Below are 23,918 nucleotides of genomic sequence, written 5' to 3' on the forward strand. Positions count from 1 at the left end.
TCCCGTAATGAAGTCTCTTCTAGCAACTTTGGCGCTGAGCACGGCGCTGACCGTTCCCGCCCTCGCGTCGGCGCAGCCCGTCACGCTCAAGACCACGCTGAACAATTACGGCGGCGACGGCGCTTATCTCGCGCTCTATGTCACCGACCCCTCGGGCGCCTATGCGGGCAGCCTCTGGATGGCGGGTGGCAAGTCCAAATATTACGAGCATCTCCGCGACTGGTATCGCGCGACCGCGGGCGACCCGGCGCAGATCAACGGCATCACCGGCGCCAGCGTCGGCGCGGGCCGGACGCTCGAGATAACGCTCGATCTCGCGGATGCGCTCTTCGACGCGGGCTACACGCTCCACGTCGACGCCGCGGTCGAGGACATGCGCGACAGCCCCAACGAGATCGCCGTACCGCTGACCACGGACGGCGCGGGCAAGCCGGTCTCGGGCCGTCGCTACGTGGCCGATTTCACCTACGACATGTGAGGTGAAAGGCCATGATCCGCGCGTTTCATCGCTGGCCGGGGCTGATTGCCCTGGCGCTTGTCACGGTGCTGGCGCTTAGCGGCGCGGTGCTCGCGGTCTTTCCGGTTACGGAGCGGATCGCGGCGCCGCAGGCCGGCGCAGAGCTAAGCGTTGCGACCCTCGCCGAGCGCATCCAGACTGTCTATCCGGGGCTCGAGCAGATCCGGCGTGCACCGTCGGGGCGGATCACCGCCTATTGGTTCGAGTCCGGACAGCCCGGTGCCGCCGTAATCGATCCCATGACGGGTCGCGGCGTCGCCTCGGCTGATCCGAATGGCTTTCAGCGTTGGCTGACCAACCTGCATCGCTCCCTCTTTCTCGGCGATCCCGGCCGTGTCGCGAGCGCGCTGGGCGCCGTCGCGATGCTTGTGCTCTCGGTCTCCGGAGCGATGCTCGTCGCGCGGCGTGTCGGCGGTTGGCGGAACTGGTTCTCCCGTTTGCGCGGGCCGCTCGCCGGGCGGCTCCATGTGGAGATCGCCCGCGTCGCGGTGATAGGTCTGATCTTCTCCTCCGTCACCTCTTTGTGGATGACGGCCTCGACCTTCGCGCTGATCCCGGATGGCGGGCCGTCGCTGGGCGTGCCCGCCGAGGTGAGCGGCCAAACGGGCGCGTCGATTGCCGATCTCGGCTTGCTCGGCACCACGCCCGTCTCGGAACTGCGCAGCCTGAGCTTCCCCTATGACGGCGATGCCACCGATGTGTTCACGCTCAAGACCGATCGCGGCACCGGCTATCTCGATCAGGGCACCGGCACCGTGCTCGCCTGGGCGGATCTGACCGCATGGCAACGCGTCTCGGAAACCATCTACACCCTGCATACGGGGCAGGGCGCTGCGCTGCTTGGTGCGGTGCTGGGTCTCATGGCGCTCGGCGTGCCGGCGATGGGTCTGACCGGCGTGTCGATCTGGCTCGTGGGGCGTCGCGGACGCCCGCGTGTCCGGGCCAACCAGTCGGCCGGGCGCGCGGAGACGATCCTTCTCGTCGGTAGCGAAAGCGGCAGCACATGGGGGTTTGCGACGACCCTGCACGCGGCGCTTCGCGCAGCGGGCCAGAGTGTTCACATCGCGCCGATGTCGTCCTTCGCCCCCGAGCGTTACGCCCGGGCCGATCGGATCATCGTGCTCGCGGCAACCTATGGCGACGGGGCGGAGCCCAGTTCCGCGAAAGGGTTCCTGACGAAACTCGAAGCCCATTCCGATGCGCTGGATATCCCGATTGCCGTGCTCGGCTTCGGGGACCGGAGTTTCCCTGCCTATTGCGCCTATGCCCAGACGGTTGCCGACACCGTGGACGCGAAGAGGTGGCCGGTTCTTCTGCCCTATGACACGATCGACCGTCAGTCGCCGCAGGCCTTCGCGCGCTGGGGGCAGGCGCTGGGCGCGGTGCTCGGGATCGAGCTTGATCTGCATCACCAACCGACGCCGCCCGTCACGACCGAACTCACGCTCCAGTCGCGGCGCGATTACGGGGCGGACGTGCAGGCGCCGACGTCGATCCTGCGCTTCTCGCTGCCGCGCGCTACGTTCTGGCAGAGGCTGACGGGTACGGGTTTCACGCGGTTCGCCGCGGGAGACCTGATCGGGATCCTGCCCGAAGGGGCGCCGACACCGCGCTTTTATTCGCTCGCGTCGTCGCGTCGCGACGGGTTTCTGGAGATCGTGGTCAGGAAGCATCCCGGCGGCCTGTGTTCGAGCCAACTGACGGCGCTCGAGCCGGGGGAGCGCGTTCGCGCATTCATCCGGCGCAACCCCGCCTTCCGACCGGACCGCTCGCATACGCCGCTGATCCTGATTGGCGCGGGCACGGGGATCGGCCCCCTTGTGGGCTTCGTGCGTGAGAACGAGCAACGTCGCCCGATCCACCTGTTCTTCGGGATGCGCGATCCGCAAAGCGATTTCCTCTATGCGCAGGAGATCGGCGGTTGGAAGGACGAGGGCCGTCTGTCGCGGCTCGTGACCTCGGTCTCGCGCGGCCAGCGCCCGCGCTATGTGCAGGATGCGATGCGCGCCGATGGCCCCGAATTGGTTCGGCTCGTGCAGAGCGGCGCGCGGATCATGGTGTGCGGCGGGAGAGACATGGCGGCGGGGGTCGCCGATGCCCTTCACGATATCCTCGCGGCCTCTGGTCTGAGTGCGACCAAACTGAAAACGGAGGGACGCTATGTCGAAGACATCTTCTGATCTCGTGCGCCACGCCCTGCACGGCCCGACCATGGGCACCCGCTGGACCGCCCTGTTTTTCGCACCGCCCGGGCGCGATCCCGCGCCGATCCGGGCCGCGCTTCAGGCGGCGGTTGCGGAGGTGGACACCCAGATGTCCACGTGGAAACCCGACAGCGACCTGATGCGGCTCAATGCGGCTCCGGAAGGCGAATGGGTGAAGGTGCCCGGTCGCTTGGCCAAAGTGCTCCACCTCGGGCTGGAGATCGGCAAAGCCTCTGGGGGCGCGTTCGATGTCGGGCTCGGCGATGCAGTCACGGCGTGGGGCTTCGGGCCCGACGAAGCGTCGCCCGACGCGATCCGCGCCGCGATGAGCGTGCCGCGGCAGCCTGCATATGAATGGCTCGAGATCGACCATGGCAGGGTGCGCAAGCACTGCCCCGCGGCGCTGGACCTGAACGGGATCGCGAAAGGTTACGGCGTGGATCGCCTCGCCGAGACGCTGGCCGCGCAGGGGATCGAGGCTGGTCTTGTCGGGATCGACGGCGAAATGCGGGCCGAGGGGCTCAGGCCAGATGGCAGCGCGTGGACGATCGCGGTCGAGAGCCCCGATCCGCTTCGCCGCATGCCGCATTCGATCCTCGCGCTCGAGAATGCATCGGTCGCAACGTCGGGCGATTACCGTCACTGGATCGATCTCGGCGTGCGCAGGCTCTCGCATACGATGGATCGTTCGCGTGGCGCGCCGTTGCTGGCATCGCCTGCCTCCGTGACGGTGGTCGCGCGCAGTTGCGCCGAAGCAGATGGCTGGGCCACCGCGCTGATGGTGCTCGGTCCGGGCAAGGGGCTGGAGGTTGCGAAGGCGCGCGGTCTCGACGCCCTGTTCCTTATGCATGAGGACGATGGCAGCGTGCAAAGCCGTGGCACAGGCGAACTCTTTCCCCAGAGTGTGGCGGCCACGGTATAGGCTACGTCGGTTCGCCGCGGATCCGACCGACGGCGCCGGGAGATGCCGCTGCAGGCGCGCTCCGACATGTCCTCGCCCCTTATCGGGATGGGCGTAACGGTGGAGGAAAACGATATCCCGACCTGATCGTTGATGCATCGCGCGATCCCTGTGCCGCGAGTAATCCGATCCGCCTTGACCCGGAAAGGGGCGCGCAGTTTGCAGGTCGCGCTCTGATTGCCGGGCTGCGGCGCAAGCGATAACCCTTGTCTGTCGAAAATGGAGACGAACATGAAAATCGCGCTTGTCCAACCGCGGCCGCTTTCCTCTGATCAGAGGCAAATATTTGCGATCATCGAGGAATGGGTGAGCGGTGTGGCGTCGCTCGGAGCCGATCTTGTCGTGCTGCCCGAGCTGATACTGCCCGGCTACAACCGCCCCGAAGAACACCGCGAGCAAGCGCAACCGCTCGACGGAGAGTGGTGCGCAGCGATGCGCGACATCGCGCGGAAACACGGGTGTGCGATCTGTTATGGCTGGGCCGAACGGCTGGGCGATCAGGTGTTCAACGCGGCGTCCGTGCTCGACAAGACAGGCGCAAGGGTCGCGCATTATCGCAAGATTCAGCTCTTCGGCGAGATGGAGCGTGCGAGCTTCGACTTCGGTACGGAGGCGCCACCCGTATTCGAGCTGAATGGCGTCCGGACCGGTCTGCTGATTTGCTATGACATCGAGTTCCCGGAACATGCGCGTGCTCTGGCGCGTGCCAAGGCCGAATTGATCCTCGTGCCCACGGCGAATCCGGTTGGCTACGATCACGTTCCCGATCTGCTCGTGCGGGCGCGGGCGAACGAAAACGCGGCCGTGGTCGTCTACGCGAATTACGCGGGACCTGATCGAGAGATCGACTTTGGCGGCAAGTCGGTGATCGCGGGCCCCGACGGGCAGGCCGTGGCGCAGGCCGGAAGAGGGCCGACGACGTTGATTGCGGACCTGCCGAAAACTGCCGATTATCCGGCCGAGGCGATCTCGGTTCAGTTCGACGATTTGCGCCGAGTGGAGTAGTCGGCGGCCTTCGCGCCTTCGCGATTTGAAATTCGGCCATCCGAGCATAGCTCCCGATTACGCACCGCTTAGGGGCGGTGCGACAGTCCACCTCGGGTTGGGGCAAATATTTCGGAGGACATATGGAAATCAACGCGGAGTTTTCGGAGCGCGTGCTCGTTCATTCCGACACGCTCGATTGGCATGGCTCGCCGTCGGCTGGCGTGGAGCGGCGGATGCTCGACCGGATCGGCGACGAGGTGGCAAGGGCGACGAGCATCGTGCGCTTCGCCCCGGGGCATGGTTTCTCGGCGCATACGCATGGCGGGGGCGAGGAATACCTCGTGCTGGAAGGGGTGTTCCAGGACGAGAGCGGCGATTATCCGGCGGGAACTTACGTGCGCAATCCGCCGCAGACCCGGCATCGTCCGGGCTCGGAGGGCGGCTGCACGATCTTCGTGAAGCTCTGGCAATTCGACCCCGACGACCGCGACCAGTTCCACAAGGACATGCGGACCGATTTGGTCCACACCGAAGAGGGTATTGAGTGCTCCGAGCTTCACCGCGATGCACGTGAGATCGTTCGCTATTTCCGGCTGGCGCCGAATGCGAGCCTGTCGCTCGATGATCCGGGCGGGATGGAACTGCTCGTGCTTGGCGGGACGTTGACCGAGAGCGGCGACGAGCTGCGCGAGGGGTCGTGGTTGCGCCTGCCTATCGGACACACGCTGCAGGTTCAGGCGGGGCAGGACGGCGCGGAGTTCTGGATCAAGACAGGGCATCTGCGCTTTGTAGCGCCACCGGACCAGTGACGGAAAACCCTTTCTCCAAATGACGGGACTTCGATGAAGAAGCAGGTCGCGATCGTCGGCGGTGGGCTGGCAGGCTTGGCGCTTGCGCGGCATCTGCACGCACGCGGGGTTTCTTTCGAGCTGTTCGAGGCACGGCCCCGCTTCGGCGGGCGGGTCAAGGCGCTTGAGATCGGTGCCGGGAAGGTCGATCTCGGCCCGTCGTGGTTCTGGCCCGGCCAGCCACGTATCGCTGCGCTCACCGAGGCGCTGAAGCTGCGAAAGTTCGAGCAGTACGCGCGCGGCGCGGTGTCGCTGGAAGATGCGAACGGCCATGTCCACCGCAACATGGGGTTTGCCAGCATGGCCGGGTCGTGGCGCCTCGAAGGCGGAATGGTCGCGCTGACGAACGCGCTGGCCGCTGAGCTTCCGGCCGCGCGGCTTCATCCCGGTGCGCGGGTCGTGGCGCTTGGGACTGGGCCCTCGGTCACGCTTGCGGATGGCCGTGTCTGCTGGGCCGAGCATGTCGTGCTTGCCGTGCCGCCGCGCGTCGCGGCGCAGATCTCTTTTACGCCGCCGCTGAGCGACGTGCAGATGCAGGCGCTCCGCGCGATCCCGACGTGGATGGCGGGACACGCAAAGTTCGTCGCGGTGTACGAGCGTCCGTTCTGGCGCGAAGCCGGGCTCTCAGGCGATGCGATGAGCCAGCGCGGGCCGCTGGCGGAAATCCACGATGCCTCCGGGGCGGAAGGATCTCCGGCTGCGCTCTTCGGATTTCTGGGCGTCCCCGCGCGGGCGCGGATCGGGCAGGGAGAGACGATCGAAGCGATGGCGCTCGCGCAATTGGCGCGTATCTTCGGTCCCGAAGCCGCCAACCCGGTGACCTATGCGCTGGAGGACTGGGCCATGGCCCCCGAAACCGCGACGGAAGCCGATTTCGAGCCGCTCCGGTTTCACCCCGATTACGGCCTGCCGCCGGTCCTTCGGGGCCTCCATGACGGACATGTGCATCTCTCCTCATCCGAGACCGCGCCCGAGATGGGCGGCTACATGGAAGGCGCATTGGCTGCGGCCGAACGCGTGGCGCGCGAACTGGGTATTTGAGCCGAACCCGCTGTCGGAAAAGCCGATCCTAGACGACATTGCCGGTCGGGATACGCACCCCGACCGGCAAGCCGCTTTCAGTCCTTCCGCAAGCGGTCTCAGGTCTGGTCGATGGTCACCACGATTTTGCCTACGGCGTGCCCGTCCTTGAGCTGCTCATAAGCCTCACGCGTCTCGCTCATCGGGTAGACGCGGTCGATCACGGGACGAACGGCCCCGTCTTCCAGCAGCTTGGCCAGATCGGACAGCATCGCGCCATCGGGCTCCATCAGGAACCATTCGAACTCGACGCCGTGTTTGGAGGCCAGATCGTCCGTGTCCTGCCCCTTGATCGAGACGAGCTTGCCGCCCTTCTTGAGAACCTTGAACGAGCGGTTCAGCGTCTCGCCGCCCAGCAGGTCAAAGACGATGTCGTAATCCGAAAGCTCTTCGTCGAAGGCCTGACTGTGATAGTCGATCACGATATCCGCCCCGAGCTCGCGGACCAGATCAGCGTTGCGCGGGCTACAGGTGGTGGCGACATGGGCCCCGAAATGCTTCGCGATCTGGATCGCCAAGGTGCCGACCCCGCCCGATCCGGCATGGATCAGAACCTTGTCGCCCGACTTCAGCTTGGCTTTCGACATCAGCGCCTGCCACGCGGTCAGTCCGGCGAGCGGAACGGAAGCCGCTTCCTCGTGGCTCAGCTTCGCGGGCTTGAGCGCGATCTCATCGGTCTTGAGGCGAGCGACCTGCGCGATCGCGCCGGCGTCCTCCTGGTTGGGGCGCGCGAACACCGCGTCGCCCACTTCGAAATCCGTGACACCCGGGCCGACCTCGATGATCTCACCCGAAACGTCGTATCCCATGACATGCGGGAACTCGAGCGGGACGTTTTCCTTCATCGCGCCCGATTGCAGAATGTAGTCGATGGGGTTCACGCTGGCCGCGTGGACGGCGATCAGGACGGAGCCTTCCTTCAGCTGGGGCGGGGCGATGTCGTCGATTTCGATCGCCGTGTCGTAGTCCCGGATGATGGCGGCTTTCATGGGCGTATCTCCTGTTTGAATGGGATGGGAAACCGGCTTGCGCGTGGGTCGCGGTTCAAGAGGCCTTTAGGTCAATCTGACGGTAGAACTCGAACGCGGCGCTGAAGGTCCATGGACACCGAAGATGTGAAGCGCCGACGGTTGGCGGCGCGCCGATGCGCCATCCACAGCTCCGGACTTGCAGCCGTTTTCCGGAGCGGTGAAACTGGCGCAGAAAAATTTCGTAGAGCGAGAGCAGGGCAGCGATGAGTGACAAGGCGCAAGACGGGCTGGGCATGGCGCTCTGGCAGGGACAGACGGTCGCGGGGGATCGTGACGCCGCGCTCGGTCAGATCGCCCGCGCCTCGCGCGCGGCGGGGCAGGCGGGGGCGGCGGTGATCGTCTTTCCCGAACTGTTCCTGACCGGGTATGAGCGCGACGACCTCAACGAGCTTGCGCTGAGCGTCGAGGATATGGCGGACCGGCTCGCGCCGCTTGCACGCGAGGCTTGCTGCGCGATCTGCGTCGGATACCCCGAGCGCGCCGCGGACGGGCTTCGCAATTCGGCGATCTGCGTCTCGTCGACGGGCGAGGTGCTGGGCAATCATCGCAAGATCCAGCTTTACGGCCCCGCAGAGGCCGAGCGCTTCGTGCCGGGATCGCGCTACACGCTGTTCGACCTGGCGGGCAAGCGCACTGCGATCCTGATCTGCTACGATGTCGAATTCGCCCCGCATGTCGCGGCGCTGCGTGACAAAGGGGTCGAATTGATCCTCGCGCCGACCGCCGCGATGCGCCCGTTCGAGCATGTGGGCGATCATGTCGTGCCCGCGATGGCGGCCAATCACGGGCTGGCCATCGCCTATGCCAATCTCTGCGGCAGCGAGGCCGATCTGGAGTATTTCGGCCTTTCGGTCATCATGGGCCCCGACGGCAAGACGCTCGCCCGCGCCGGGAGCGATCCTGCGATGCTCCTTGCCACCCTGAAGCGGCAGTACGATCCCGCGCTCGTCTCGACGCAGGCGCAGGACTTCCGCCACGTCGACGAGACGGCCTGATGCAGCTTGCGGGAACAGACCTGCGTCTTCTGCGCGTCTTCGACGCGGTCGTCCGCCATCGCGGTTTCGCCGCCGCGCAGGCAGAGCTCAATGTCAGCCAGTCGACGATCTCGACGCAGATCACGGCGCTGGAAGAACGGCTTGGCGTGACGCTTTGCCGGCGGGGACGAGCGGGGTTCCGGCTTACCCAGAAGGGCGAGATCGTGCATGCGGCGGTGGTCAAGCTGATCGCCGCGACGGAGGAGTTCGTCACCGAAACCGCCGCCCTGCGTGGCACGCTCTCGGGCACGCTGCGGATCGGGCTCGTGGACCATGTCGTGACCGATCCGAACTTCCGGCTGCCCGAAGCGATCGCCGCGTTGGAGCGTCGCGCGCGTTCGGTCCGGTTCGAGCTTGCGCAAGGCTCGCCACAGGAGTTTCAGACCCGGGTACTCGACGGATCGCTGCATCTCGCGATCGGGTCCTTCCCGCACAAGGTGGCCGGGCTCAATTACCGAAAGCTCTATGACGAGGAGAACTTCCTCTATTGTGCGCCGGGTCACCCGCTCTGGTCAGTGCCCGATGCGGCGCTGACCCCTGAATTCGTCAGTTCGATGCGCGCGGTCGGGCGCAGCTACTGGCGGGATGATCACTGGAACAATCGCGATTTTCCGCAGACGACCGCGATGGCGCAGGGGCTCGAGCAGCAACTGGTGATGATCCTCTCGGGCGCCTTCATCGGCTACATGCCGGACCACTCCGCGCGGCGCTGGGTCGAGGCGGGCCGCCTGCGGGCCATCCTGCCGCAGCGTTTCCTTTACCGCTGTCCCTTCGAGGCGATCACGCGCCCCGATGCGGAGGCCTCGCCGCTTGCTCAGGCCATGCGCTCGGAGCTTGAAGCGGTCTACGCAGGAGATGCTGAAAAAAGCGTCACCGTCTGATCTATGCTTCGAATTTCGTCGAAGTGAATTTCGACACAACTATATTTTTCAGTCCATCGTCGCGACGCATGCTTCCGCGAATTACGGAGATTGCGATGACCGAACACCGATACAATCAGCCTCTGAGCGGAAACGCGATGCCGCGCACCGGCGGGCCCGCGACGATGATGCGACTGCCCTCCGCACCGACGGCGGAAGGGCTCGACGCGTGTTTCATTGGCATTCCGATGGATATCGGTACGTCGAACCGCCCGGGCACACGTCTCGGCCCGCGCCAGATCCGCGACGAAAGCCGGATGATCCGGCCTTACAACATGGCCACGGGCGCGGCCCCGTTCGAGCATCTGCAGGTGGCCGATATCGGCGACGTGCCAATCAACCTGTATGATCTGAAGAAGTCGGTGGAGATCATCGCGGAGCATTACCGCGGCATCCTCGCGCAGGATGCGATCCCGCTCACGCTGGGCGGCGACCACACGCTCACCTGGCCGATCCTGCGCGCGATCAAGGAGAAACACGGGCCGGTCGCGCTGATCCATGTCGATGCGCATTCCGACACCAACGCGGATATGTTCGGCGAGACAGCCGCCCATGGCTGCCCGTTCCGCCGCGCCTGGGAAGAGGACTGCCTGATCAACGACAAGGTCTTCCAGATCGGTCTGCGCGGTACCGGTTACGGCGCCGACGATTTCGACTGGGGCCGCGAGCGCGGCTGGACCTGCATCCAGGCCGAAGAGTGCTGGCACAAATCGCTCGCGCCGCTGATGGCGGATATCCGTGCGCAAATCGGTGACGCGCCGGTCTATCTGTCCTACGATATCGACAGCCTCGATCCGGCCTTCGCGCCCGGCACGGGCACGGTCGAGGTTGGCGGGCTGACGACGATGCAGGGACTCGAGATCATTCGCGGGACGGCGGGGCTCAACCTCGTGGGCTGCGATCTGGTCGAGGTCTCGCCGCCCTACGACATGGCAGGCAACACGGCGGTGATCGCCGCGAACTTCCTCTACGAAATGCTCTGCGCGCTGCCCGGCGTGCCGCAAGGGCGTTAAGACAAGCCGGACAACAGGGAGAATATCCAATGAAAAGACGTGAGTTTCTGGTAAGTGCCGCGCTTGGAACGGCCGCGCTTGCGGCTCCGACCGTGCTGCGCGCGGCCTCTTCGACGCTGAAGGTCGGCACCTATGGCGGCTACTTCAAGGACAGCTTTGACAAGTTCATCTACCCCGATTTCACGGCCGCCACGGGTATCGAGGTCGAAAGCATCGCGGAGCCCACGGGCGAGGCGTGGCTGGTGCAGCTGTCGCAGGCGGCGCGCGCAAATCAGGCCCCGGCGGACGTGTCGATGATCGCGCAACTGCCGCGTATCAAAGGCGAGCGCTCGGGCCTCTGGGCCAAGCTCGACGCGGACAAGATGAGCAACATCTCCGCGCTCCCCGATCACTTCGTGCATCGCTATGAGGATGGCAGCGTCTACGGAACCGGCGCAGTCAGCTGGTATATCACGCTGGTGACGAATACCGACGCCTATGCCGATGCGCCCGCCTCGTGGAAGGCGCTGTGGGATCCGGCGAACAAGGACAAGCTCGGTCTGATGTCGCTTGCGACGAACTCGTTCCTGCTCGAGATTACCGCGACCACCTATTTCGGCGGCACCGACATCCTCAAGACCGAGGAAGGCATCCTCAAGGTCATGGACAAGCTCGCCGAGGTGAAGCCGAATGTGCGCCTGTGGTATCGCGACGAGGGCCAGTTCCAGCAGGCGCTGGAGACCGGCGAAATCCCGATGGGCGAGTATTACCACGACGTGACCTCGCTGGCCGCCTCGCAGGGCAAGCCCGTGCGTTCGACCTTCCCGGATGAGGGCGCGGTACTCGATTCCGGCTCGTGGGTGGTGTCGAAGGCGTCGAGCGCGCTCGAGCAGTCGCAGATCTTCATCGACTACATGGCCCAGCCGGAAATTCAGGCGAAGCTGTCGCGCAATGTCGGCACCGCGCCGACCGTGCCGCGCGAGAAGACCGACCTGACCGACGAGGAATTCGCCGCCGTGTCCTCGGACAAGCAGCCGATCCTGCCGCTTTACGATATCTATGTGGACCGCGGTGACTGGATCAATCAGAAGTGGTCGGAAATGATCACCGGCTGATTTGGCTACCAACTTGCGCCGTGGCGTCTGCATGTCGCCACGGCGTCTATTTGCTTTGAGGAAACAGGACAGCGATGACCAATCTGCGCATCGAGCGGCTAAGCAAGAAATTCGGGTCGTTCACCGCCCTCGATGATGTTTCGCTCGAGATACCGACGGGTAAATTCGTCTGCCTTCTGGGGCCCTCGGGTTGCGGCAAGACCACGCTTCTGCGGGTGGTCGCCGGGCTCGAGACGCCGACCAAGGGGCGGGTTGTCGTCGATGGCGATGACCAGACGAAGGTCCCGACCCACCGCCGCGACATGGGCATGGTGTTCCAGTCGCTGGCGCTTTTCCCGCATCTCGACGTGGCGGGAAACATCACCTATCCGCTCGCGATCCGCGGCGCAGACCGCGCCAAGCGAGACGCGAAGGCCGATGAACTGCTGAAACTGGTGCGCCTGCCCGGCATGGGCGCGCGGCGGATCGACCAGCTCTCGGGCGGCCAGCGTCAGCGTGTCGCGATTGCGCGCGGTCTCGCCATCGACCCGAAGGTCTTCCTGCTCGACGAGCCGCTCTCGGCGCTCGACGCGGGCCTGCGCGAGCATATGCAGATCGAACTGCGCCAGATCCAGCAAAGCCTCGGCGTGACTACGATCGTCGTCACCCACGACCAGAAAGAGGCGCTCACCATGGCCGATCTGGTCATCGTGATGAAGGACGGCGTGATCCAGCAGGCGGGCGCGCCGATGGAGATCTACCGCAACCCGGCGAATGCTTTCGTGGCGGGCTTCATCGGCACGACGAACCTGCTGCCCTGCACCGTCCGCGACGGCGCGATCGAGGTGCTGGGCGCGCGGCTGCCGATTGCCGAGGGCGACAGGATCGCTCTCGAGCAAGGCGAGGCGCAGCTTTCGATCCGGCCCGAGCATGTCGCCATCGAGCCCGCGGGCGCTGGCGGCATCGAGGCGGAAGTGACCTTCCTGCGCGATCTCGGCGAAAGCCGCCATGTGCTGCTCGAAGCACAGGGCCAAGAGATCACTGCACAACTCTCCCCCGAGACGCAGGCGAGCTATCGCCCCGGCGACCGGGTCAGCCTCAGCTTCCGCCCGGGCGAGCGTGTGGTGGTGACATGAGCCAGAATACCGAGATGCGCGCGACACCGGGTTGGGTCGGTCTTTGGCCGGCGCTGATGCTGGCGGTCTTCTTCCTTGTGCCCTTCGGGATCATGGTCGCCGTGTCGGTCTCGCAACGCGATCCGGCCGGCGCCTTCATCCCGGGCTTCGAGCTTACCCATTACGCGCGGTTCATGACCGCCTTCTTCGCCAAGGTGATGGGCGTCTCGGTTGGCGTGTCGCTGGCGGCGGCCGCGATCTGCGTCGTGCTGGCCTTTCCGTTCACCGTCTTCCTCGCCTCGATGAGCCATCGCGCGCAGACCGTCGCGCTCGTGGTGCTGCTCTCGGTGCTGTCGCTCTCGGAGGTCATCATCGGCTTCTCGCTCTCGACACTGCTGTCGAAGACGGCGGGGATTTCGAACCTGTTCTACTGGCTCGGGATGATCGATGCGCCGCGCGCCTATACGCCGTCGCTCTTCGCGCTGATCACCGGGCTTTGCTATATCGGCTTTCCCTTCGCGGTGCTGGTGCTCTACCCGCCGGTCTCCCGGCTCGATCCCGAGATCGTCGAGGCCGCCCGCGTCATGGGGGCCTCCGCCTCGCGCGCCTTCTTCGGGGTGATCGTGCCCAACCTGCGCGGAGCGATCGTGGGCGCCTTCATCCTCGTCTTCGTCTTCACGCTGGGCTCCTATCTTCTGCCGCAGCTCTTGGGTCGCTCCGAGGACTGGACGCTCTCGGTCCACATCACCGATCAGGCGATCTACCAGACGAACCTGCCGTTCGCCGCGGCGATGTCGATCTTCCTGATGCTGGTGGCGCTGGCCCTCGTGGGCCTCGCCTCGCTCGCGGGACGGCAAAGGAGCGCATCATGACAAGCTGGTTGAAACGCGCCTATGTGATCGTGATCCTGCTCTTGCTGCTTGCGCCGCTGGTCGTCGTGACCGGAGTGTCGCTGAACGGGCCGCAGACCCTGCGCTTCCCCCCGGTGGAGCCGTCGCTGCGGTGGTATGGCACGCTGTTTCAGGACAGCGCGTGGCTGGTGCCGCTGGGCCATTCGCTGCTGATCGCGGCTTGCGCCTCTGCGCTCTCGGTCTCAGTCGCGCTGCCGCTCGCGCTGTTCGCGTGGGAGCGCAACGGCATCGCGGCGCGGCTGCTGACCGGGCTGGGGCTCGCGCCCTTCACGCTGCCGCCGGTGATCTCCGCTCTGGGCTTCATGGTGTTCTGGATGACGGTCGGCGGGTACGGGCAGATCTGGGCCACGATCGTCTCGCATGCCGTTTTCCTCGTGACGCTGCCGCTGGTGACGATCTCGCTCGGGTTGAAGGGCATCGACCGCGCGCTGCTGGAGGCCGCCCGCGTGATGGGGGCAGGGCGCTGGACGGTTCTGCGCACGGTGATCGGTCCGCTGGTGCTGCCCTTCATCGTGTCGGGCTATGCCTTCGCTTTCGTGCTCAGCCTCAACGAATACATCATCGCCTACATGGTCGCGGGCTTTACCGTCGAGACGATCCCGATCAAGATCTTCAACGCCCTGCGCTACGGCTACACGCCGATCCTCGGGGTGGTGTCGGTGCTTTTCGTTCTGCTCGCAGCGGTCGTCTTCGGGCTGATCGGCAAGTTCGGCGATCTGCCGCGTTTGATGGGGTCTGAGCGGGGATCGAGCGAATAGGCGGGCCTCTCCGTCCGCTCTCACAACACGATTGACCCGCTCCGGATTGCCCATATTCTTGAGTCTCGGGTGAATCTTGGTTCGCCCCGGCAATCGGATCCGAGGGAGGAGAGACGATATGTGCCATGTATTCGCCGGTCAGGATCCGGAGCGTTATTCCAGCGAGACACGCAGGCTTCGGCTCAACGGGCAAAGCACGAGCATCCGGCTCGAGAACGCCTTCTGGGATATTCTCGACGAGATCGCGGCGCGGGACGGGGTATCCACGCCGACCTTCATCTCGACGCTGCATGCCGAAGTGCTCGAACTGCGCGGGGAGCCGTCGAACTTCACGTCGCTCCTGCGCTGTGCCTGCCTGAAATTCATGGAGATATCGGCCGATCGCGCACCGCTCGCCGTCGCTGCAGAGTAGCGCAAGCCTGACGTCAAACATTCTTGAGGGGTAGTATAGACCTACTACCCGCCCCACCTTCGCCCGCTGCTACGCTCTCAGGACAACTGACAGCACTACAGCGGGAGCAACCGGTGGCAAAATCCATTCATTCCATGATCCGTGTCCTCGACGAGGACCGCTCGGTCGCGTTTTACGACAAGGCTTTCGGCCTCAAGGTCGCCGACCGTCTCGACTTTCCGGAATTCACGCTCGTCTATCTGAGCAATCCCGAAAGCGATTTCGAACTGGAACTCACCGTCAACAAGGGCCGGACCGAGCCCTATGACCTCGGCGATGGCTACGGCCATTTCGCGGTCGCGGTCGATGATCTCGAAGCCGAACACAAGCGCTTCGAGGCGGAGGGCCTCGCGCCCCGCAAACTCGTGGAATTCGCGCCGGCAGGGGAGGTCGTCGCGAAGTTCTTTTTCGTGGCCGATCCGGACGGATACCAGATCGAGGTGCTCGCGCGCGAAGGCCGCTTCAAGTGAGATTTTCCTAAGGGAGACATCAGGGAGGAGACGACAATGACGACCAAGGCAAGCTCGAAAGGGCTGACCAGACGGCAGCTGCTGGCGCGGGCGACCGCGGCAGGGGCGAGCTTCGTCGTGGGGGCGGGGTTCATGGCGGCGCGCAATGCCGCCTGGGCCACCGAGCTCTCGGCGCTCAAGCCCACGACCTTCGCGACGCTGGTGCAGATGGCGCGCGATATCTATCCGCACGACAGGGTCGACGACCAGTATTATGTCATCGCGGTGAAAGGCTATGACAGCCCAGATGCGGCCGACGAGATCGAAGCCGGCATCGCCGCGCTCGATGCGGCGGCGCGCGGTAAAGGCTTCGCGAATTACCTTGAAACCGGCTGGGAGAAGGATCGCGTCATGATCCTGCGGGGCATGGAGGAGAGCCCCTTCTTCCAGAAGATTCGGGGTGGTCTGGTGACCGGCCTCTACAACCAGAAAGCGGTCTGGCCGATCTTCGGCTACGAGGGCGAGTCCTATTCCAAGGGCGGCTACATCAACCGCGGTTTTGACGACATCGACTGGCTGTAAGGGAGGCAGACATGGTTGCGAAATTTGATCTGAGCGACGACAGCGTCGTTGTCATCATCGGCACTGGCGCTGGCGGCGGTGTGCTGGCCAACGAGTTGGCGCAGAAGGGCGTCAAGGTCGTGGCGCTCGAGGCGGGCGGTCGCTATCTGCCCGAAGATTACATCAATGACGAATGGGAAAGCTTCGGCCAGCTCGCCTGGACCGAGCCGCGCACCACGAGCGGCGACTGGCGCGTGGCCAAGGATTTCTCGGGTCTGCCCGCATGGATCGTGAAAGCGGTCGGCGGCACCTCGATCCACTGGGCCGGGGCGAGCCTTCGCTTTCAGGACCATGAGTTCAAGACGAAGACCCATTACGGCAATGTCGACGGGGCAAACCTGCTCGACTGGCCGATCGATCCGGCGGAGCTTGCGCCCTATTACGACAAGGCCGAGGCGAAGCTGGGTGTGACCCGCACCGGCGATCGTCCGGGCTTGCCGGGCAACAACAACTTCAAGGTGCTGGAGAAAGGCGCGAAGTCGCTTGGCTACCAAGAGGTCAATACAGGCCATATGGCGATCAACTCGATCGACTACGACGACCGGATGTCGTGCCAGCAGACGGGCTTCTGTTTCCAGGGCTGCAAATGGGGCGCCAAGTGGTCGTCGGCCTATACGGATATTCCGCGCGGCGAGGCGACCGGCAATCTGGAGGTCCGCGTCCACTGTCATGTCGCGCGTATCCTGCATGACGACAAGGGTCGCGCGTCGGGCGTCGAGTATTTCGACAAGGACGGCAACCTGCAGATGCAGAAGGCCAAGATCGTCTGCGTCGCGGGCAACTCGATCGAGAGCCCGCGCGTGCTGCTGAACTCGCATTCGACGATGTTCCCCGACGGGCTTGCGAACTCCTCGGGGCAGGTGGGGCGCAACTACATGCGGCACACCACGGGCTCGGTCTACGGCATCTTCGACAAGCCGGTGAAGATGTGGCGCGGCACGACGATGGCGGGCATCGTCCGCGACGAGGCGCGTCACGATCCCTCGCGCGGTTTCGTCGGCGGGTACGAGCTGGAAACGCTCAGCCTCGGTCTGCCCTTCATGGCGGCCTTCCTCGATCCGGGCGGCTGGGGGCGCGAGTTCACGACTGCGCTCGACAGCTACGAGAACATGGCGGGGATGTGGATCGTGGGCGAAGACATGCCGCAGGAGACCAACCGCATCACGCTCAACCACTCGGTCGAGGACGCCTACGGGCTGCCGGTCGCGAATGTGAATTACACCGATCACCCGAACGATCGGGCGATGCGCGATCACGCCTATGCCCGCGGCAAGGCGATCTACGAAGCGGTTGGGGCGACCCGGACGCTGCCGACGCCGCCCTATCCCTCGACACATAACCTCGGCACCAACCGGATGTCCGAGAACCCGCGCGACGGTGTGGTGAACAAACACGGCCAGACCCATGACGTGCCCAACCTGTTCATCTCGGACGGCTCCCAATTCACGACCGGCGCCGCCGAAAACCCCACGCTGACCATCGTGGCGCTCGCGATCCGGCAGGCTGACTTCATCGCCGGGGAGATGTCGAAGGGAAACATCTGATCCCGAGCGGATCAGCTAAGGCAAAAGACGACCGGGCTGCTCAAGGGTGGCCCGGTTCTCTTTGCGGAACCTTTGCAGGTCTGCGCGCTTGCGCACAGGACATGCGGGACCTTCGCTAATTTCATTTTCCTGGAGAAGCCCCAAACTCTGATCAACGACATTTGGAGGCTTCCATGACCTTTCGACCCGTCTCGGCCACCAGTCAGGCGCAACCCGCGCTCGAAGGCGCCGGTGTTCATCTGCACCGCGTATTCGGCTTCGGGGATCCGTCGCTGACCGACCCGTTCCTGATGATGGACGATTTCCGCAACGACGATCCGCGGCTCTATTCCAAGGGCTTCCCGTGGCACCCGCATCGCGGCATCGAGACCATCACCTATGTGCTCGACGGCCAAGTGGAGCATGCGGATTCGCTCGGCAATCGCGGGCTTCTCGGCGCAGGCAGCGTGCAGTGGATGACCGCAGGCTCCGGTATCGTCCATCAGGAAATGCCTTCGGGCAATGCCAAGGGGCAGATGCACGGCTTCCAGCTTTGGGCCAACCTTCCCTCGGCGCTCAAGATGACGGCGCCGCGCTATCAGGATATCACGGCCAGCGATATCCCGATCGAAGGCGATGACGACGGCACGACTGTGAAGGTCATCATAGGTTCGTTCTGGGGCAAGACCGGTCCCGTCGACGGGATCGCCGCAAATCCGATGCTGCTTGACGTGTCGATTCCCGCGGGACGCCGCAAGGTACTGCCGGTCGATACGCGCTCCAATGCGCTCGCCTATGTCTTCGCGGGCTCCGGCACCTTCCGTGATGCCAGCGATCCGGTCGGCATCAAGGTCGAGAAGGAATATCGCGGGCAGGAGCTGAATATCCGCGACATGACCGGCAACCGCACGCTTGTCCGTTTCGGAGCAGGCGACGAAATCACGGTGCAGGCCGGGAACGAAGGCCTCCGTTTCCTGTTGATGACGGGGCGTCCGATTCAGGAGCCCGTCGCATGGCACGGCCCGATCGTCATGAACACGCAGGATGAACTGCGCCAGGCGCTCACCGAACTCAACAACGGCACCTTCATAAAACACGGCTGAGGGCGGCGTTGCCCCTCAGACCCTTTCCAACACAGGAGATAGAAATGGCACAACCGAAGATCGCAATCGTCTTTTATTCCACCTATGGCACCAACCACGCCGTCGCGCTGGCCGCAGCAGAAGCCGCCGAGGCCGCCGGGGCCGAGGTGCGCCTGCGCCGCATTCCCGAAACGGCCCCGAAAGCCGTCGTCGAAGGTCAGGACGCCTGGAAAAACCAGCTGGAGAAGATGAGCGACATTCCGGAAGTGACCCCTGACGATATGGAATGGGCCGATGGCTATTTCTTCTCCGGGCCGACCCGCTACGGCGTCTCCGCAAGCCAGATGCGCGCCTTCATCGACACGCTGGGCGGCCTCTGGGGCGCGGGCAAGCTCGCCAACAAGACCTTCACCGCGACCACCAGCGCGCAGAACGCCCATGGCGGGCAAGAGGCGACGATCCTTGGTCTCTACACCACGGCCATGCACTGGGGCTGCATCATCGTCGCGCCCGGCTATACCGACGAGGCGATCTTCAACGCGGGCGGCAACCCCTACGGCTTCTCGACTAACGCCGGCGGTGTCGACGAGGCCGGTAAGGCCGCGATTGCCCATCAGGCCAAGCGCCTGGTCGAGATGACGGCAAAGCTCGTCGGCTGATCTTTCCCGAGATTGAGAAAGCGCCTCCGCCCTTTCTGGGCGGGGGCGCACCTGTTTTTACATCGGTCCGGTGCCGGTTCCTTCCTCGAGCCGGACGAAGCCCCTTTCAGTCGTCTGCTGAGCGGCAGCAAGTCGCTACAGGCCCACATGAGCGAACGCGCGAGCGGCGCGGGAGCGCGCCCGATGTTCTCTTTGCCGGCAATGATGCGCCGCGTCAGTGGCGGGCCGGCTCCCGGCTCTTATTCAAGCTTGTTCAAGAGAGGGAGCGAGGCATGGGCGCGGCGAAAAAGCCGCCGCGAGCTCACATCGGGTTTTCGATATTCGCCTTCATGTTCGGAACGTCGGGATAGGTCGCCGTGCCCTGAGTCTGGTTGCAGGCAGCCAGGATTCCCAGGGCGCAGCTTGCGACCAGAGCGAGCACGGCTTTTTTCTTCATCGGGCTTTGCATGTCGGGTTCCTCTCGAAAATTTCAAATGAACTAGGTCGCTCGGGTGAACGACCCGGTTCAACTATTTGGGGCGCACCGTGGGGCGCGGCAATGTTTTTGTTGTGGCCGATGTGCTTAGCGGCACTGGCGAGACGACCCTCGAGGCAGCTCTGCCGCTCCATATGCGCGGGCGATGGCCGCAGCGATATTTCGCAAGCGGCCGATCCCACCGATGGACTCGCCGCCGCTGTCCCGATAGGTGACGTAACGTGAAAACTAACTTTGACATAGTTGCCCAAATCAAGTCACAACATCGCCGCGCTTGCATGTGATCCAGCCCCCGTCGGCGAGCCGCAACGGCCCATTCGGGGCTACTCGCGACCAACGGAGGTAATGATTATGAATGTTAAACACGTGTCGCTCGAATTGCTTGTTAAGGTTGGCGAGCGCGGTGTTGCGGAAATCGGAAAATTCTCTCTTCGGTTCCTCGGCGGTGCTCCCGATTATGCGTCGACCGACTCGATCGACCTCACAGGGCTGGCGACACTGGCGCAGCCGGAAAAAGTATTCACCTCGACCCTGCGCGCCGAGTTGCTCGATCAGCGCGCGACCTTCGACCCCCAGAAATTCTCGGTGTCAGTCAACGTGAGCTCGCTCGCCACTTCCGATCCCTATATCGAGATCGAACGTCGCTGGCGCATCGCCCTCGTCACCTTCCTTGAGGGCTACATCATGCAATCCCAGCCGATGCTGTCGTCGCTCAAGGTCCGCGGCGGCTATGCAGAGCAGCTCGCTGTGTCCGACGCGCGGCTGCACTGAGCGGCCCGCTCTTCAAATTGCTTGCCCCGCGCGGATGTCCCGAGACCACTCGGGCGCGCGGGCGATCGCGAATCTTAGACCTTTTCCTGCAACCCGCGGTCTCGGCCGAAGCCGTTTTCCGCCGTGGCGATGCTTGCGCGGTGGGTTTGACGACGTTTCAGCTCAGCTGGACGTGACCCCGGCCGAAAGCTCCAGAATTTCCGTAGTGACCGCTTCCTGCCGCGAAATCCGTGCGGTCTGTTCCAGCGCGTCGAGCTTGCGCTCGGTCGTCCCCTGGGCGGAGGCCATTGCGAGCATCCGGGCGGTGTTCTCCGCCGCCGTGGCGTGCAGCGCGACGCGGCACAGTTCCGCATGCAGCATCTCGGCGAAAAGTGCGGCGCAAAGCTGCTCCGGCGGCAGCGTCAACAGGGGCGGCTGGCTCGGCGGTGCGCTCGGCTGGGCCGGACGGGGGAAGATGCGGCGACGGCAGGCCTTCCAGCTGCCGTCTTCCGTCTGGGCGTGAAACGCGTCGATCGGCGCCCGGCCCGCAAGCTGAAGCAATGTCTCGGCCAGCCGGTCCGCGAAGGGCGGGATTGCCGGGCCGTGGGAGGGCAGGGGGAACTGCGCAAGCGCGCTCAGCCCTTGTTCCGCCGCCAGCGCTGCGCCGCGCGTCCCGATTACGACGAGGCCGCCGGGCGGCGTCCCCAACGCGCTCAGTAGCCGGGCGTTGAACGAGCCCGCGAAACCCTGCTCCGCCAGAAACAGAACGGTGAGCGGCGGCCCTTCGGGTTTGGGCGGCTCGGGGGCGAGCGAGAGCACCCGGTCCAGCGCGCGGCTCACCGTCGCCGCGTGCAGGTCGACCGAGGCAAGCTGTCCCTGCGTCTGGCGCACGCGCGCGCCCGCGATGGCGCGCATCGCCCGGATCACCGAGGCCAGCGTGCGGACACTGCCGATACGCGCTTCGATTTCGGCAAGCTGCTCGCTCATTTCGAAGGCTCCGGCAGAATCCCCTTCACGCATTGCAGGATCTGGTCATGCAGACCTTCGCTAAGCTTGGCGGAGAAATCGGCCCCAGACAGACCCGCCGCATCGAGCGCGCCGGGAAGCGCGTCGCGCAACGCGTCGATCTGCGCGGGCTCCAACCCGTCGAGAAGCCCCGCCTGCACCGCCAGAACCAGCGCGACCTCATCGGCGAGGCGCAGCGGCGCGTGCTGAACCTGAGCCAGCACCGCACGCACCGCCCGGCCGCGCGCCAGCTGCGCCTTCACCCGCGTGTCCGGCATGCCCCCGAAACGCGTGAAGATTTCCAGTTCGAGAAACTGGGCGTAATCGAGCCGCATCGACTCCGCCGCGTCGCGCAGGCTGTGCGCCTGCGTCTTGCCGCCGACCCGGCTGACCGAGGTGCCGACATCCACCGCGGGTTTCTGTCCGCGGTTGAACAGCTTCGTATCCAGCACGATCTGCCCGTCGGTGATAGAGATCAGGTTGGTCGGGATGAAGGCTGCGAGGTTGCCGGCATCGGTTTCGGCCACAGGCAAGGCGGTCAGCGTGCCGCTGCCCAGTTTGTCCGAGAGTCGCGCGGCACGTTCCAGAAGGCGGGCGTGCAGGTAGAAGACATCGCCCGGATAGGCCTCACGCCCCGGCGTCTGGCGGGTCAGCAGCGCAAGCTCGCGATGCGAGGCGGCGTGGCGCGTGAGGTCGTCGAGCACGATCAGCGCGTGGCCGCCGGTGTCACGCAGCTCTTCGGCCATCGTCATGCCTGCGAAGGGGGCGAGCCATTGCATCCCCGGCGGCGTCGACGGCCCGGCGACCACGACAATGGTGCGCGCCAGCGCCCCGTTGCGCCGAAGCGTCTCGATCACGCGCTCCACCGAGGAGGTCTTCTGACCGATCGCGACATAGACCGAGGTCACGTCGCCGTCCTTCTGGTTCAGGATCGTGTCGAGCGCGAGCGTTGTCTTGCCGGTCGCGCGGTCGCCCACGATCAGCTCGCGTTGCCCCCGGCCAAGCGCGAAGAGGGCATCCACGACCAGCGTGCCGGTCTGCATCGGCTCGACCACTGCCGCGCGGTCGATGATCGCGGGGGCGGGGCGTTCGACCGGGTGCTTTGCACTGGCCGCGATCGGGCCGAGCCCGTCGAGGGGCCGCCCGAGCGGGTCGACGATCCGGCCCAACAGTTCCGGCCCCACCGGAACCCGCATCACGTCGCCCGTGCCGGTCACCGCATCGCCTTGCGCGACGCCCGCGATATCGTCGAGAAGCACCGCCGCAAGGGTCTCTTCGTCGAGCACATGCACGAAGCCCGATTGTCCGCCCTCGAAGACCAGCCGCTCGCCGGCGCGGGCTTCGGGCAGGCCCGACACCATCGCGACGCCATCGGACACGCGCTCCACCCGGCCACTGCGGCGCACGACGGGGCCCAGAGGCGCGCGCTCGATGGCTTTGACGCTGCGGTCCAACCACTCGTCCGGATCATTGGGTGTCATTGGCCACCTCCTTGCGCATCCGGGCGAGATCGGCGGCCCATGAACTTTCAAGGTGCAGATGTTCAGTCTCCAGCGCGAGGCCGCAGATCAACGCCGCATCCGTCTTGATCGCGGGGCCAATCTCTTTGCCAAGGGTCTGGCCAACGCGGCGGGCGAACGCTTCGCCGTAACCCGCTTCCACCGCCTCGCTGATACGTAGCATGAGCTTTTCCGAGCCGAGCGCGGCGCGATCCTCGGTGTCGAGCGCCGCGACCTGCGCCAGAAGGTCCGTCGCGTAGGCTTCGAGCAGCGCGGGCCGCGACAGGCGCGCGCCGATCCGCTCGGCCATGCGCTGCGCCAGATCGGCTGCGCGTGCTGCATATCGCTTCTCGGCTTCCTCCGCACGGGCAGCGCGCTCGGCCTCGGCGGTGCGGGCCATGTCGGCAGCCTCTGCGCGGGCGTGATCCAGAAGCGCCTTGCGCGCGGCTTCGGCCTCGGTCTGGGCCTGCGCCAGAATCTCGGACTTGCGCGTGCCGACCTGATCAAGCGCCGCCTCGGCCCGTGCCTTCGCCTCGTCGGCCTTGCGCGCGGCCTCGCTCGCGTCGCTCAATTGCTTGTCGGCCTCGGCCTGACGCGCCTGGATGGCACTCACGATCGGGCGCCAAAGCACCCGGCTCAGAAGCCAGATCAGTACCGCCGCATTGAGCGTCTGCAGCCCGAGCGTCCACCAGTCCAGTGTCATGGTCAGCCGATGAACGGGTTGGCGAACAGCAGGAGAAGCGCAATCACGAGGCAGTAGATCGCCGTCGTCTCGATCATCGCGAGCCCGACGAAGAGCGTGCGCGAGATCGCGTTCGCGGCCTCGGGCTGGCGGGCGATCGCATCCATTGCAGCCGCGACCGAGCGCCCTTCGCCAAGCGCGGGGCCGAGCGCCCCGAAGGCCACCGCCGCCGCGGCCGAGATGATGCTCGCCACTTCAACATATTCCATG

Annotated in this window: 26 protein-coding genes; 20 read left to right on the forward strand and 6 right to left on the reverse strand. The window is 65.2% G+C overall.

The features are described 5' to 3' along the window. The first annotated feature begins 7 nt into the window (after positions 1-7). The 6 genes from DEM26_RS03605 (at position 8) to DEM26_RS03630 (ending at position 6,558) form a co-directional block, all read left to right on the forward strand. Positions 8-478, forward strand: coding sequence for a DUF2271 domain-containing protein (locus DEM26_RS03605; protein WP_075776368.1), 471 nt, complete (start codon positions 8-10; stop codon positions 476-478). A gap of 11 nt (positions 479-489) precedes the next feature. Beyond that, complete coding sequence (locus DEM26_RS03610; RefSeq protein ID WP_109171724.1) at positions 490-2,697, forward strand: PepSY domain-containing protein; 2,208 nt, start codon at positions 490-492, stop codon at positions 2,695-2,697. Next, entirely contained in the window at positions 2,678-3,643 is a 966-nt protein-coding gene (locus tag DEM26_RS03615) for an FAD:protein FMN transferase (protein ID WP_109171725.1), read from the forward strand. The genes DEM26_RS03610 and DEM26_RS03615 overlap by 20 nt, the downstream gene beginning before the upstream one ends. 270 nt (positions 3,644-3,913) lie before the next feature. Beyond that, positions 3,914-4,687: a carbon-nitrogen hydrolase family protein gene (locus DEM26_RS03620; protein WP_109171726.1), complete on the forward strand. Its 774-nt coding sequence runs from the start codon at positions 3,914-3,916 to the stop codon at positions 4,685-4,687. 122 nt (positions 4,688-4,809) lie between these two features. Beyond that, a complete protein-coding gene (locus DEM26_RS03625) occupies positions 4,810-5,478 on the forward strand; it encodes a cupin domain-containing protein (RefSeq protein ID WP_109171727.1) in 669 nt (222 codons plus the stop codon). Between the two features lie 33 nt (positions 5,479-5,511). Continuing rightward, positions 5,512-6,558 (forward strand): flavin monoamine oxidase family protein, encoded by a 1,047-nt coding sequence (locus DEM26_RS03630; RefSeq protein ID WP_109171728.1) that lies wholly within the window; start codon positions 5,512-5,514, stop codon positions 6,556-6,558. Positions 6,559-6,656: 98 nt separating this feature from the next. Here DEM26_RS03630 and DEM26_RS03635 read toward each other — a convergent pair whose 3' ends face one another. Further along, on the reverse strand, positions 6,657-7,586 hold the full coding sequence (locus DEM26_RS03635; RefSeq protein ID WP_088727095.1) for an NADP-dependent oxidoreductase: 930 nt from the start codon (positions 7,584-7,586) through the stop codon (positions 6,657-6,659). A gap of 245 nt (positions 7,587-7,831) precedes the next feature. Between DEM26_RS03635 and DEM26_RS03640 the strand changes: the two genes are divergently transcribed. The 13 genes from DEM26_RS03640 (at position 7,832) to wrbA (ending at position 19,237) form a co-directional block, all read left to right on the forward strand. Next, on the forward strand, positions 7,832-8,623 hold the full coding sequence (locus tag DEM26_RS03640; protein ID WP_109171729.1) for a nitrilase-related carbon-nitrogen hydrolase: 792 nt from the start codon (positions 7,832-7,834) through the stop codon (positions 8,621-8,623). After that, the gene (locus tag DEM26_RS03645) at positions 8,623-9,543 is read left to right on the forward strand and encodes a LysR family transcriptional regulator (protein ID WP_075776361.1); all 921 of its coding nucleotides are present in this window, start codon (positions 8,623-8,625) and stop codon (positions 9,541-9,543) included. Before DEM26_RS03640 ends, DEM26_RS03645 begins: the two co-directional genes overlap by 1 nt. Positions 9,544-9,638: 95 nt before the next feature. Then, positions 9,639-10,595, forward strand: a complete 957-nt coding sequence (gene speB / locus DEM26_RS03650) for an agmatinase (protein WP_075776360.1) — start codon at positions 9,639-9,641, stop codon at positions 10,593-10,595. A gap of 29 nt (positions 10,596-10,624) precedes the next feature. Then, positions 10,625-11,689: an ABC transporter substrate-binding protein gene (locus DEM26_RS03655; protein ID WP_109171730.1), complete on the forward strand. Its 1,065-nt coding sequence runs from the start codon at positions 10,625-10,627 to the stop codon at positions 11,687-11,689. A 74-nt stretch (positions 11,690-11,763) separates the two neighbouring features. Beyond that, a complete protein-coding gene (locus tag DEM26_RS03660) occupies positions 11,764-12,804 on the forward strand; it encodes an ABC transporter ATP-binding protein (protein WP_109171731.1) in 1,041 nt (346 codons plus the stop codon). After that, positions 12,801-13,655: an ABC transporter permease gene (locus DEM26_RS03665; protein ID WP_088719183.1), complete on the forward strand. Its 855-nt coding sequence runs from the start codon at positions 12,801-12,803 to the stop codon at positions 13,653-13,655. Before DEM26_RS03660 ends, DEM26_RS03665 begins: the two co-directional genes overlap by 4 nt. Beyond that, positions 13,652-14,452, forward strand: a complete 801-nt coding sequence (locus DEM26_RS03670) for an ABC transporter permease (RefSeq protein WP_075776356.1) — start codon at positions 13,652-13,654, stop codon at positions 14,450-14,452. Before DEM26_RS03665 ends, DEM26_RS03670 begins: the two co-directional genes overlap by 4 nt. Before the next feature lie 118 nt (positions 14,453-14,570). Continuing rightward, a complete protein-coding gene (locus tag DEM26_RS03675) occupies positions 14,571-14,864 on the forward strand; it encodes a ribbon-helix-helix domain-containing protein (RefSeq protein WP_075776355.1) in 294 nt (97 codons plus the stop codon). Between the two features lie 113 nt (positions 14,865-14,977). Beyond that, positions 14,978-15,373 (forward strand): VOC family protein, encoded by a 396-nt coding sequence (locus tag DEM26_RS03680; protein ID WP_075776354.1) that lies wholly within the window; start codon positions 14,978-14,980, stop codon positions 15,371-15,373. A 36-nt stretch (positions 15,374-15,409) separates the two neighbouring features. Next, positions 15,410-15,934, forward strand: a complete 525-nt coding sequence (locus tag DEM26_RS03685; protein ID WP_088719181.1) for a Twin-arginine translocation pathway signal — start codon at positions 15,410-15,412, stop codon at positions 15,932-15,934. An 11-nt stretch (positions 15,935-15,945) separates the two neighbouring features. Beyond that, the gene (locus DEM26_RS03690) at positions 15,946-17,517 is read left to right on the forward strand and encodes a GMC family oxidoreductase (protein WP_109171732.1); all 1,572 of its coding nucleotides are present in this window, start codon (positions 15,946-15,948) and stop codon (positions 17,515-17,517) included. Positions 17,518-17,690: 173 nt separating this feature from the next. Next, positions 17,691-18,599 carry a pirin family protein gene (locus tag DEM26_RS03695; protein ID WP_088722016.1) on the forward strand — a complete coding sequence of 303 codons (909 nt, stop codon included), beginning with the start codon at positions 17,691-17,693 and terminating at the stop codon, positions 18,597-18,599. Positions 18,600-18,643: 44 nt separating this feature from the next. Then, on the forward strand, positions 18,644-19,237 hold the full coding sequence (wrbA, locus tag DEM26_RS03700) for an NAD(P)H:quinone oxidoreductase (protein ID WP_075776350.1): 594 nt from the start codon (positions 18,644-18,646) through the stop codon (positions 19,235-19,237). A 301-nt stretch (positions 19,238-19,538) separates the two neighbouring features. Here wrbA and DEM26_RS20305 read toward each other — a convergent pair whose 3' ends face one another. Continuing rightward, on the reverse strand, positions 19,539-19,685 hold the full coding sequence (locus tag DEM26_RS20305; RefSeq protein WP_157771562.1) for a hypothetical protein: 147 nt from the start codon (positions 19,683-19,685) through the stop codon (positions 19,539-19,541). 378 nt (positions 19,686-20,063) lie between these two features. Between DEM26_RS20305 and DEM26_RS03705 the strand changes: the two genes are divergently transcribed. After that, a complete protein-coding gene (locus tag DEM26_RS03705; RefSeq protein WP_109171733.1) occupies positions 20,064-20,483 on the forward strand; it encodes a hypothetical protein in 420 nt (139 codons plus the stop codon). Between the two features lie 162 nt (positions 20,484-20,645). On the opposite strand, the gene DEM26_RS03710 is transcribed toward DEM26_RS03705, so the two are convergent. From DEM26_RS03710 to DEM26_RS03725, 4 genes are read right to left on the reverse strand one after another with little or no spacing between them, the layout of a single operon-like run. After that, the gene (locus tag DEM26_RS03710) at positions 20,646-21,449 is read right to left on the reverse strand and encodes a F0F1 ATP synthase subunit gamma (RefSeq protein ID WP_075776348.1); all 804 of its coding nucleotides are present in this window, start codon (positions 21,447-21,449) and stop codon (positions 20,646-20,648) included. Next, on the reverse strand, positions 21,446-22,948 hold the full coding sequence (locus DEM26_RS03715) for a F0F1 ATP synthase subunit alpha (protein WP_109171735.1): 1,503 nt from the start codon (positions 22,946-22,948) through the stop codon (positions 21,446-21,448). Before DEM26_RS03715 ends, DEM26_RS03710 begins: the two co-directional genes overlap by 4 nt. Further along, positions 22,935-23,669, reverse strand: coding sequence for a F0F1 ATP synthase subunit B family protein (locus DEM26_RS03720; protein WP_088735199.1), 735 nt, complete (start codon positions 23,667-23,669; stop codon positions 22,935-22,937). Before DEM26_RS03720 ends, DEM26_RS03715 begins: the two co-directional genes overlap by 14 nt. Before the next feature lie 2 nt (positions 23,670-23,671). Then, positions 23,672-23,917: a F0F1 ATP synthase subunit C gene (locus DEM26_RS03725; protein WP_075776345.1), complete on the reverse strand. Its 246-nt coding sequence runs from the start codon at positions 23,915-23,917 to the stop codon at positions 23,672-23,674. Position 23,918: the final 1 nt, after the last annotated feature.

Origin of the sequence: Thioclava sp. NG1 (assembly GCF_003122275.1) — a bacterium.
GTDB lineage: Bacteria > Pseudomonadota > Alphaproteobacteria > Rhodobacterales > Rhodobacteraceae > Thioclava > Thioclava nitratireducens.